At 62.3% G+C, this 11659-nt stretch carries 9 protein-coding genes and 1 pseudogene; 7 read left to right on the forward strand and 3 right to left on the reverse strand.

What is annotated here, in order from left to right; genetic code table 11:
• Positions 1-121: 121 nt before the first annotated feature.
• Positions 122-2374, forward strand: coding sequence for a putative bifunctional diguanylate cyclase/phosphodiesterase (locus JZZ72_RS22325; protein WP_043862604.1), 2253 nt, complete (start codon positions 122-124; stop codon positions 2372-2374).
• On the opposite strand, the gene JZZ72_RS22330 is transcribed toward JZZ72_RS22325, so the two are convergent.
• Positions 2274-3161, reverse strand: a complete 888-nt coding sequence (locus tag JZZ72_RS22330; protein ID WP_210015170.1) for an NAD(P)-dependent oxidoreductase — start codon at positions 3159-3161, stop codon at positions 2274-2276. The two genes, JZZ72_RS22325 and JZZ72_RS22330, sit on opposite strands and share 101 nt — an antisense overlap.
• 198 nt (positions 3162-3359) lie before the next feature.
• Here JZZ72_RS22330 and JZZ72_RS22335 point away from each other — a divergent pair, with 198 nt between their 5' ends.
• Positions 3360-5546 (forward strand): hypothetical protein, encoded by a 2187-nt coding sequence (locus JZZ72_RS22335; RefSeq protein ID WP_116052150.1) that lies wholly within the window; start codon positions 3360-3362, stop codon positions 5544-5546.
• Between the two features lie 204 nt (positions 5547-5750).
• Here the strand turns inward: JZZ72_RS22335 and JZZ72_RS22340 are convergent, their stop codons facing one another.
• A complete protein-coding gene (locus tag JZZ72_RS22340; RefSeq protein ID WP_116052151.1) occupies positions 5751-6056 on the reverse strand; it encodes a DUF2288 domain-containing protein in 306 nt (101 codons plus the stop codon).
• 355 nt (positions 6057-6411) lie between these two features.
• On the opposite strand from JZZ72_RS22340, the gene JZZ72_RS22345 reads away from it, so the two are divergent.
• The 5 genes from JZZ72_RS22345 (at position 6412) to JZZ72_RS22365 (ending at position 11396) form a co-directional block, all read left to right on the forward strand.
• Complete coding sequence (locus JZZ72_RS22345) at positions 6412-7530, forward strand: branched-chain amino acid ABC transporter substrate-binding protein (protein ID WP_043862608.1); 1119 nt, start codon at positions 6412-6414, stop codon at positions 7528-7530.
• Between the two features lie 223 nt (positions 7531-7753).
• Complete coding sequence (livH, locus tag JZZ72_RS22350) at positions 7754-8677, forward strand: high-affinity branched-chain amino acid ABC transporter permease LivH (RefSeq protein WP_043862609.1); 924 nt, start codon at positions 7754-7756, stop codon at positions 8675-8677.
• Positions 8674-9930: a high-affinity branched-chain amino acid ABC transporter permease LivM gene (locus JZZ72_RS22355; RefSeq protein WP_043862610.1), complete on the forward strand. Its 1257-nt coding sequence runs from the start codon at positions 8674-8676 to the stop codon at positions 9928-9930. The genes livH and JZZ72_RS22355 overlap by 4 nt, the downstream gene beginning before the upstream one ends.
• The gene (gene livG / locus JZZ72_RS22360) at positions 9927-10694 is read left to right on the forward strand and encodes a high-affinity branched-chain amino acid ABC transporter ATP-binding protein LivG (RefSeq protein WP_054914726.1); all 768 of its coding nucleotides are present in this window, start codon (positions 9927-9929) and stop codon (positions 10692-10694) included. Before JZZ72_RS22355 ends, livG begins: the two co-directional genes overlap by 4 nt.
• On the forward strand, positions 10695-11396 hold the full coding sequence (locus JZZ72_RS22365; RefSeq protein WP_043862612.1) for an ABC transporter ATP-binding protein: 702 nt from the start codon (positions 10695-10697) through the stop codon (positions 11394-11396). It begins immediately after the preceding gene.
• 33 nt (positions 11397-11429) lie between these two features.
• Here JZZ72_RS22365 and JZZ72_RS22370 read toward each other — a convergent pair.
• Positions 11430-11659, reverse strand: a pseudogene (locus JZZ72_RS22370) (hypothetical protein); the annotation flags it as partial.

Here is an 11659-nt window from a genome sequence, read left to right on the forward strand (position 1 = left end):
TCCAATCCATACAAGTCAATCTGCCATTAATCCCGATGGGTTAATGCTCTCTTCCTATACTCAGCCAAAACCGTCTCCACTCCGCTGGAGGCCGCGTGCACACCGGACCAAGAGGCATGCTATGGAGTGGCAGGGGCTGCATGTACTCGCCGAACTTCCCGCAACCGGACAATTGCTCCTCGATTGCCGGCACAACCCTTACCTGGTGGCACTTGCCTACCTGGTCGCCTGCGCGGGCAGTTTCGCCACCCTCGACATCATCGAACGCGTGGGCAATGCCGAGCACAGCGCCGCCCAACGTCAATGGCGCCTGCTCGGCACCTTCTGCCTGGCCTGCAGCGTGTGGGGCATGCACTTCATCGGCATGCTCGCCTTCCAGGCCCCCCTCGAGGTGCACTACGACCTGGCCCTGACGGCCGTATCGCTGCTGCTGATGCTGCTCGCCGCCTGGAGTGCGATGAACCTGCTCGGCACACCCCAGCCGCGCCTGCACCAGCATGTGCTGGCGGCCATCGCCATCGGCCTGGGCATCGGCGCCATGCATTACACCGGCATGGCAGCCATGCGCTCCAACGCCTCGCAGTTCTACCGCGCCGACCTGCTGGCGAGTTCGGTGGTGGTCGCCTTCGGCGTCAGCCTGCTGGCGTTGCTGCTGACCCGCTACCGCCCGGCCCAGAGCAACTGGCCCAGGTACGTCGCCAGCCTGGTGATGGCCACCGGCATCATCGCCACCCATTTCACCGGCATGTGGGCCCTGACCCTGGTGCTGCCCGTGGACGCGCCGCTGCAGTTGCCGATCACCGACAACAGCCTGCACCTGAGCCTGGCCATCGCCTTCGTCGCCCTGCTGATCAGCGCCAGTTGCATCAGCGCCGCCCTGTCGGACAAGAAGCTGCAGAGCAAGGAGCACGACCTGCGCCGGGTCAACATGCTGCTCAGCCAGCTGGACCAGGCACGGGTCTCGCTGCAACAGGCGGCGCACTACGATGCACTGACCAACCTGGTCAACCGTCGCGGTTTCAACCAGCTGTTCGCCGAGCGCCTGGCCGAACAGGCGGCCAGCGGCGGCATGCTGGCGGTGATGTTCCTGGACATCGACCACTTCAAGCGCATCAATGACAGCCTGGGCCATGACGCGGGGGACCAGTTGCTGCAGGTGATCGCCGCGCAGATCAAGAGCGCCACCCGCAGCCACGACGTGGTGGCCCGCTTCGGCGGCGACGAGTTCTGCATTCTGATCGGCCTGCACAACCGCGACGAGGCCCGCCACCTGGCGCAGCGCATCATGCACAAGGTCAAGGAACCGATCGACCTGAGCGGCCGGCGCATGGTGATGACCACCAGCATCGGCATCAGCGTGTTCCCCGACGATGGCGAAAGCTGCGACGAGCTGCTCAAGCACGCGGACCTGGCGCTGTATCAGTCCAAGGGCTGCGGGCGCAACAACCTGAACTTCTTCAGCAGCAACCTGAAAACCCGCGCCACCCTGGAGCTGCAACTGGAGGAGGAGCTGCGCGTGGCCCTGCTCGAAGAACGCGGGCTGCGCATCCACTACCAGCCGATCTTCGACCTGGCCAGCGGCCAGGTGGCCAAGCTCGAAGCGCTGATCCGCTGGCAGCACCCGCAGCACGGCCTGCTCAGCCCCGACCGCTTCATCGGCATTGCCGAAGCCAACGGCCTGATCGGCGAGCTCGACCTGTGGGTGTTGCGCCGCGCCTGCCAGGACCTGGCGCAGCTGAGCCGCCATGGCTTCGACCAGCTCAAGGTCACCGTCAACTGCTCGGCGCTGACCCTGGGCCGCGAAGAACTCGTCAGCGAAGTGGAAGATGCGCTGTTCAGCGCGGGGCTGCCGGCCTGGCGCCTGGAAATGGAGGTGACCGAAAACGCGCTGATGGGCAACATCCACAACACCATCGCCCTGCTCAAGCGTATCCGGGCCAAGGGCGTTTCACTCTCGATCGACGACTTCGGCACCGGCTACTCATCGCTGGCCTATCTCAAGCGCCTGCCGCTGGACACGCTGAAGATCGACCGCTCGTTCATCCAGGACATCCCCCACTCCGAGCAGGACATGGACATCGTGCAGGCCATCATCATCATGGCCCACACCCTGCACCTGAAGGTGGTGACCGAGGGAGTGGAAACCGTCGAGCAGTACCAGTTCCTGCGCCAGCAGGGCTGCGACTTTCTGCAGGGCTACCTGTTCAGCCGCCCGGTACCGATGGGCGAGCTGCACGCGGTGCTCGGCAGCCTCAACCAGTGCAGCGACCTGCCTATGGCTTGCGGCGAAACAGCTCGACCAGGGTTGCGGGATCCTTTTCCAGGTAACCCTGGCTGCCGTGCAAGCGCATCAGCTGCGCCGCCAGGCCGCTGATCGGGGTGGCCGAGCCCTGCTCGCGGGAAAACTTGACCGCCGTATCCAGGTCCTTGAGCAAGGTGCGCACGTGCCACTTCACCGGCTCGTAACGCTGCTCGGCCATTTGCGGAGCCAGGATCTGCAGCGGCCTGGAGTCGGCGAAACCGCCCGCCAGGGCTTCGGCGATCAGGCTGGCATCCACCCCTGACTGTTCGGCCAGGGCCACCACCTCGGCAATCACCAGTGCGTTGCAGGCCACGATCATCTGGTTGCAGGCCTTGGTCACCTGCCCTGCCCCCACCGCACCCATGTGCGTGACCCGCTGCCCCAGCACCTGGAGCACCGGGCGCACCCGCTCAAGATCGGCCGCCTCGCCGCCGACCATGATCGCCAGGCTGCCGGCCTCGGCGCCCTGGGTGCCGCCCGACACCGGTGCATCCAGCCAGTGCATGCCGCAGGCCTGCCTCAGCTGTGCGGCCATTTGCCGCGTGGCGCCGGGCTCCAGGCTGGAAAAATCCACCAGCAGCTGCCCGGCCGCGCCGCCTGCGGCGATACCGTCGTCACCGAACACCACCTCGTGCACCACCTGGGTGTCGGCCAGGCACAGCATCACCACGTCCGCCGCCGCGCAGAGCTCTGCCGGGCTGTTCGCCTGGCTTGCCCCGGCGGCCACCAGTGGCGCGCACTTGTCCGATGAACGGTTCCATACGGTCAACGGAAAACCGGCCGCCAGCAGGCGCCGACACATGGGCAACCCCATCAGTCCGATACCGGCGAACCCCAGCGAAGGTAGTGCAATGCTCATGACAGCTCCTGGCAAATTAAAGAAGTTGGCGATGCGGACGATTCAGTTCTCAGACGTGACAGGAAAACCCTTAGAGGGTTATAGGGCAGGACCCTATCGCTCACGCCAAAGGCGCACTGATACAGTCGCGAAACTTATCCCGTGATGGCTCGATGATATCGACTTTTACCAGCCGTCCACCCAGGCAAATGGCGCAAAATGACCTCAAAGAATACTTCTGCCACCGCGGTTTCCGAGCTGATGTCATCCTCCACCGCGCTCACCGCCCCGGCGCCTCGAGAATACTACAGCCCGCGCGCGGCTACGCCGCAGCAGTACCTGTATTACACCGAGACCGATATCCAGCGCATCCTGGACAACCTCGACGGCCTGCGCGACCTGGTGTTCCCGCCCAGTGTGCATGTCGAAGATGACACCCAGTTGCGCCTGGACCAGCAGTTCCCTTCGGTGTGCCTGATCGGCCTGGGTCGTTGCGGTTCGAACATTGCCCTGGATGTGGCGGAGCTGGTGTACAACGCCCGCACCTTCTACCTCAACGAATTCAACAACGAAGACCGCCACGCCGGCGAGCAGCCCTACAGCCCGGGCCGCTGGATCCGCAACAACCTGCGCCTGGTGCAGAACAAGGGCGCCAAGCCGGTGTTCCTGGTGGAACCGCTGGTGATGCTGGGCGACCTGGACAAGGATATCGCCGGGCGCATCCGTTTTTCGCGCAAGGGCGAGAAGAGCGGCTTTCTGCGCGACTACAGCAAGATGAAGATCATGGACCTGTCCGAGGTGCATGCGGGCGGCGCCGGCAACGCGCCGATCCTGGGCCAGTACCTGGCCAAGATCATCCTCAACAAGGAAACCCAGCGCTTCTCCAGTGCCGACTGGAAGCTGATCCACTCGTACCTGATCGACTCGTGCGGCATCAAGGCCAACCAGTCGCGCCTGTACTTCTACATCTTCAGCGCCGGTGGCGGTACCGGCTCGGGCATGGCTTCGGAGTTCGGCCTGGCCCAGCAGTTCTCGTACATGAACAAGACGTTCGACACCAAGCCGGCCGACGAGAACGACACCAAGAGCGGGCACTCCTTCGTCTTCGAGCCGATCTTCACCAGCGGCATCTGCGTGCTGCCGAACATCTCCGACCACCGCAGCGAGATGTCCGAGGCACTGCACATCAACGCCGGCCGCCTGCTGTGCAAGTACCTGTCGGAGGAATGGGACTTCTCGTACAACTTCGACAACGAGGACAGCAGCGAAGCCAGCGTGATGGGGCGTATCCGTCCGTGGAACGCGATGATGCTGATCTCCAACGACATCATGCGCTATGCCGAGGAGAACGATGACGGCAACATCCAGGACATTGACGTCAATGCCATGGAGAAGCACGCCAACCAGTACATCTCGCAGCAGATCTTCAACATCCTCACCGCCCAGGCGGTGACCACCGACTACGACCAGAACTACTTCCGGCGCGCCGGCATCGACATCGGCGAGACCATCCGCCTGGATGCCAACGACCTGTTCATGAGCCTGGCCGGCCCGGTGGCCATCGCCTACGCCGAATCGGTAGTGCCCGAGCAGCCGGCGCCAGGCAACGACAAGTTCAAGGTGTTCGAGAAAGAGAAGCCGCAGCTCAACATCGACGACCTGTTCTTCCGCTCCATCGACCTGCCGCACTTCAACAAGGTGACCCAGGCGATCGAGGGCATCAGCCTGCTGCCGATCGAGTCCAAGCGCTATCGCGCGGCCCTGGAGCAGTACAAGACCTCCGGCTACGACGCCGCGGCGCTGCATGACCTGCACTTCTTCAAGAACTGCTCGTCGGTGGTGTCGATCGTGTCCCTGCCCAAGGACTACAAGCTCTCGTACATGGACCTGAACCGGCTCAAGACCCACCTCAACAGCCTGTTCCCCAACACCACGCTCAAGCGCTACGCGCTGGTGATCGGCGCCTCGGCCAACCTGTCGCTGACCACCCTGATCGCCAAGAGCCCGTGCCTGTCGGACGACTTCCTGACCCTGATCGTGGCGTTCATCAAGCGCTGTTTCGCGCGCACCCCGTACCGTTTCGACGACACGCTGGACAACGCCATCCTCGACTTCATCACCCGTGAGGAATTCGACGAGGACCGTATCGACGACCTGCTCAACGAGTTCGAGAACCCGGCCAAGATCCTCGATACCAACTGGTACGCGATCAAGCCGATGTACGAGAAGAAGTACCGCGAGCTGATCAACGACAAGAGCAAGTTCGTGTCGATCAACGATATCCGCCTGTCACGCGAGTGCGTGAAGAAGGCGGTGAAGTACCTGCGCGAGATCTACCGTCACCGCATCGGCAAGACGCGGGTGATTTCGCTCAACAGCCATACGGGCAAGACAGACTACGAGTAATCTGCGCGGCGGCTTTGCGGCCATCGCGGGTCAAGCCCGCTCCCACCAAGGTCTCCACCAACCTGTGGGAGCGGGCTTGACCCGCGATGAGGCAAGAACTGTTACCGCGTTTTTTGAACCCCTGCCCCACTGTTACCAACAACCACCCCGCCTGAACGCCCTCGCGCACCAAAATCTTCCGGCTGTTCGTTTTTGCGCACCAGATCAGGGCGCGGGCTTTTTCTGAATCACGATAAACGGCGAAACCACCACTGCCCAGATCGACGCAATCGTGTGCGAAAGGTCTAGCGCCTGCTCGGCAGTCACCGGCACGACCGTGCCATCATTTCGCCATTTTTCCACGGTTTCACTGCGGTTTTCGGCCATTGCCGACGCCACCTCGATCAGGTCCAGCGACGGGTCGACCCAAATCAGGTCACCCTTGGCCCAAAAACGCTCCAGCGCTTTCCACTCGATGATTGCAGTCTCGCCGAGCAATTTGGCATAGAGGGTGCTTGGTTGATCTGTCATGGGTTCCTACCAGAAATAATTCGACCACTGAAAGGTCGCTATTTTTGCAGAAAAACCCAGTTTCAAATAAGTAATTGATCGACAAGGCCATGAAGATCACGCCCCGCCGCAGCATGCTGGCAAATTGGCGGCGCCTTTATGTAACTTTCTGTCGATTAGGCGACACCCCCGGATTTTGCCCCGAAAAGCCCGCTTTTCAATCGATCAAGCGGCGCTCTACACTGTACCGGTACAGTTGCCAGGGCATTTTGCGGGGGAACACGGGAAAGGCGGGACGGCGTGGCCGTCACGGTATCCCGGTCCGTAGCCCTGGGCACCAGGACTATAAAAATTACAACAGAATGAGTGGAGCACTATGAGTAAGCAGATTTCCAAGCTGTTCGCCGCAATGGTTCTGGCCGGGGTTGCCAGCCATGCAGTTGCCGCCGATACCATCAAGATCGGCATCGCCGGCCCGAAGACCGGTCCGGTTACTCAATACGGTGACATGCAGTTCATCGGTGCAAAACAGGCCATCAAGGACATCAACGCCAAGGGCGGCGTTGACGGCAAGATGCTCGAAGCCAAGGAATACGACGACGCCTGCGACCCTAAACAGGCCGTGGCAGTCGCCAACAAAGTGGTCAACGATGGCGTCAAGTTCGTGGTCGGCCACCTGTGCTCCAGCTCCACTCAACCAGCGTCCGACATCTATGAAGATGAAGGCGTGATCATGATCACCCCGGCTGCCACCAGCCCGGAAATCACCTCCCGCGGCTACAAGCTGATCTTCCGTACCATCGGCCTGGACAGCGCCCAGGGCCCGGCCGCCGGCAACTACATCGCCGACCACGTCAAGCCCAAGGTGGTTGCGGTACTGCACGACAAGCAGCAGTACGGTGAAGGCATCGCCACCGCGGTCAAGCAGACCCTGGAAGGCAAAGGCACCAAGGTTGCCGTGTTCGAAGGCCTGAACGCCGGCGACAAGGACTTCTCCTCGATCATCCAGAAGCTCAAGCAAGCCAACGTCGACTTCGTGTACTACGGCGGCTACCACCCAGAGCTGGGCCTGATCCTGCGCCAGGCTCAGGAAAAAGGCCTGAAGGCCAAGTTCATGGGCCCAGAGGGCGTGGGCAACGACTCGATCTCGCAGATCGCCCAGGGCGCTTCCGAAGGCCTGCTGGTAACCCTGCCCAAGTCGTTCGACGCCGACCCTGCGAACAAGGCCATCGTCGACGCCATCAAGGCTGACGGCAAGGACCCGAGCGGTCCGTTCGTGTTCCCGGCCTACTCGGCGGTGGAGCTGATCGCCGAAGGCATCAAGGCGGCCAAGAGCGAAGACACCGACAAGGTCGCACAGGCCCTGCACACCGGCACCTTCAAGACCCCTACCGGCGACTTGTCCTATGACAAGAACGGCGACCTGAAGGACTTCAAGTTCGTCGTCTACGAATGGCATTTCGGCAAACCTAAAACCGAAGTTTCCCCTCAGTAATCCCGTCACTCCATGACTACAAGCCCACTGTGCGAGCAGTGGGCTTTGTTTTACGAGGTTCATGGGCCTGATTCCCGCGATCCGGGAGCAGGTTCACCTGAAAATCTTAAAACCGTCACCAGCGGTTCGCTGGCAGTGCCTGTGCGAAGTGGCCTCAGACCACAAGCCGGGACGGGCGCAAGCCCACCAGTGAAATGCGTATCGGGTTTTTAGGAGCGCTGTAATGCCTGAGATCTATCACTTCTTCCAACAGCTGGTTAATGGCCTGACCATTGGCAGCACCTATGCCTTGATAGCCATTGGCTACACAATGGTTTACGGCATCATTGGAATGATCAACTTCGCCCACGGCGAGGTGTACATGATCGGTTCCTACGTGGCCTTCATCGCCCTTGCCGGGCTGGCCATGATGGGCATCGACTCACTGCCGATACTGATGACCGCCGCGTTCATCGCGACCATCGTGGTCACCAGCGCCTATGGCTACAGCATCGAACGGGTCGCCTACCGCCCCTTGCGCAACAGCAACCGGCTGATCCCGCTGATCTCTGCCATCGGCATGTCGATTTTCCTGCAGAACACTGTCTTGCTTGCCCAGGATTCCAAGGACAAGTCGATCCCCAACCTGATTCCGGGGAGCATCTCCTTCGGGCCGGGCGGCGCCGAGGAAGTCCTGATTTCCTACATGCAGATCCTGGTTTTCGTCGTCACCCTGGTGGCCATGACCGGGCTGACCCTGTTCATCTCGCGTTCACGCCTGGGCCGCGCCTGTCGCGCCTGTGCCGAAGACATCAAGATGGCCAACCTGCTGGGTATCAACACCAACAACATCATCGCCCTGACCTTCGTGATCGGTGCGGCCCTGGCGGCCGTGGCAGCGGTACTGCTGAGCATGCAGTACGGCGTGATCAACCCCAACGCCGGCTTCCTGGTGGGCCTGAAGGCCTTTACCGCGGCGGTACTGGGTGGCATCGGCAGCATTCCGGGCGCCATGCTCGGCGGGCTGGTGCTGGGCGTGGCCGAGGCCTTTGGCGCCGATATCTTCGGTGACCAGTACAAGGACGTGGTGGCATTCGGTCTTCTGGTTCTGGTGTTGTTGTTCCGTCCGACCGGCATCCTGGGCCGTCCGGAGGTCGAGAAAGTATGAGCAGAAATCTCAAATCGGCGTTTTTCAGCGCCTTGCTGGTCTGGGCCGTGGCATTCCCGGTACTGGGCCTGAAACTCAGCATCGTCGGTATCAGCCTGCAGGTGCATGGCCAGGGGCCCCTGGCCCTTAGCGTGATTGTGGTGTGCTCGGTGCTGATGTTCCTGCGCGTGCTGTTCGACAAGCAATGGAGCGCGATGATGCGGTCCGCCCCCCGGGGTGCACTGATATCGCCCAAGGTCAGCAACTTCCTGACCCTGCCGCGCACCCAGCGCTACATCATCCTGGGCCTGATCGCGGTTGCCCTGGTGTGGCCGTTCTTCGGTTCGCGCGGTGCGGTCGACATCGCCACGCTCATCCTGATCTACGTGATGCTGGGCCTTGGCCTGAACATCGTGGTCGGCCTGGCGGGCCTGCTCGACCTGGGCTACGTGGGCTTCTACGCCGTGGGCGCCTACAGCTATGCGCTGCTGTCGCACTACTTCGGCCTGAGCTTCTGGGTGTGCCTGCCCATCGCGGGGATGATGGCGGCCACGTTCGGCTTCCTGCTGGGCTTCCCGGTGCTGCGCCTGCGCGGTGACTACCTGGCCATCGTGACCCTGGGTTTCGGCGAGATCATCCGGCTGTTCCTGCGTAACCTGACCGACCTCACCGGCGGCCCGAACGGCATCAGCAACATTCCCAAGCCGTCGTTCTTCGGCCTGAGCTTCGAGCGCAGGGCGGCTGAAGGCATGCAGACCTTCCACGAGTTCTTCGGGGTGGAATACAACTCGATCAACAAGGTGATCTTCCTGTACCTGGTGGCACTGCTGCTGGCCCTGCTGGCGCTGTTCGTGATCAACCGCCTGCTGCGCATGCCGATCGGGCGCGCCTGGGAAGCGCTGCGCGAAGACGAGATCGCCTGCCGTGCGCTGGGCCTGAACCCGACCATCATCAAGCTCTCGGCCTTCACCCTCGGTGCCTGCTTCGCCGGTTTTGCCGGCAGCTTCTTCGCCGCGCGCCAGGGCCTGGTGACGCCGGAGTCGTTCACCTTCATCGAGTCGGCGATCATCCTCGCCATTGTCGTGCTCGGCGGCATGGGCTCTCAGCTGGGCGTGATCCTCGCGGCCATCGTGATGATCCTGCTGCCCGAACTGATGCGCGACTTCAGTGAATACCGGATGCTGATGTTCGGTGCCCTGATGGTATTGATGATGATCTGGCGTCCGCAGGGCCTGCTGCCTATGCAACGTCCACACATGGAGCTGCGTCGATGAGCCGCGAAATTCTGCAAGTGAGCGGCCTGAGCATGCGCTTCGGCGGCCTGTTGGCGGTCAACGGCGTGGCCCTGTCCGTCAAGGAAAAACAAGTGGTGGCACTGATCGGCCCCAACGGCGCCGGCAAGACCACCGTGTTCAACTGCCTGACCGGCTTCTACAAGCCCAGTGGTGGCAGCATCCTGCTCGACGGCCAGCCCATCCAGGGCCTGGCCGGCCACGAGATCGCCCGCAAGGGCGTGGTGCGTACCTTTCAGAACGTGCGCCTGTTCAAGGAAATGACCGCGCTGGAAAACCTGCTGATCGCCCAGCACCGTCACCTGAACACCAACTTCTTCGCCGGCCTGTTCAAGACCCCGGGCTTTCGTCGCAGCGAGCACGAGGCGATGGAGTACGCGCAGTACTGGCTGGAAAAGGTCGACCTGGTCGAGTTCGCCAACCGTAACGCCGGCACCCTGGCCTATGGTCAGCAACGCCGGCTGGAAATCGCCCGCTGCATGATGACCCGCCCGCGGATCCTCATGCTCGACGAGCCGGCGGCAGGCCTGAACCCGAAAGAGACCGAAGACCTCAAGGCGCTGATCGGCACCTTGCGTGAGGAACACGGGGTGACCGTGCTGCTGATCGAGCACGACATGAAGCTGGTCATGAGCATTTCCGACCATATCGTGGTGATCAACCAGGGCACGCCGCTGGCCGATGGCACCCCGCAACAGATCCGGGACAACCCCGAAGTGATCAAAGCCTACCTGGGGGAAGCGTAAATGCTGCAGTTCGAAAACGTTTCCACCTTCTACGGCAAGATCCAGGCGCTGCACAGCGTCAACGTGGAGATTCGCCAGGGCGAGATCGTCACCCTGATCGGCGCCAACGGCGCGGGCAAGTCGACCCTGCTGATGACCCTGTGCGGGTCGCCCCAGGCCCACAGCGGCAGCATCCGCTACATGGGCGAGGAGCTGGTGGGGCAAAGTTCGGCGCAGATCATGCGCAAGAGCATTGCCGTGGTGCCCGAGGGTCGGCGCGTGTTCGCACGCCTGACCGTGGAGGAGAACCTGGCCATGGGCGGGTTCTTCACCGACAAGGGCGACTACCAAGAGCAGATGGACAAGGTGCTGCACCTGTTCCCGCGGCTCAAGGAGCGCTTCAGCCAGCGTGGCGGCACCATGTCCGGGGGCGAGCAGCAGATGCTCGCCATCGGCCGTGCGCTGATGAGCAAGCCCAAGCTGTTGCTGCTCGACGAACCCTCACTGGGGCTGGCGCCGATCATCATCCAGCAGATCTTCGACATCATCGAACAGCTGCGCAAGGATGGTGTAACGGTGTTCCTGGTGGAGCAGAACGCCAACCAGGCCCTGAAGATCGCCGACCGTGCCTATGTGCTGGAGAACGGCCGGGTGGTGATGCAGGGCACCGGTGAAGCGCTGCTGACCGACCCGAAAGTACGCGACGCGTACCTGGGGGGCTGAACCAGACGGCCCCTTCGCCGGCAACGCCGGCTCCTACAGTGCAGGAGCCGGCGTTGTCGGTGAAGGGGCCGGTACCGGCAACGCACCCAGCGCCTGGCTGCCACGCTTGAACCAGCGCACCAGGTAATCGGCCACCACCTGCACGCGTTTGGGCATCCCGCCCTGATACGGGTGCACCAGGAACAACGGCGTACTGCGTGTCTGGTAATCGCGCAGCAACCAGCACAAGCGCCCGTCCGCCAGCTCGGCATGCAACATGTAGG

The sequence above is a fragment of the Pseudomonas palmensis genome, assembly GCF_017848315.1.
GTDB classification, from domain to species: Bacteria; Pseudomonadota; Gammaproteobacteria; order Pseudomonadales; family Pseudomonadaceae; genus Aquipseudomonas; species Aquipseudomonas palmensis.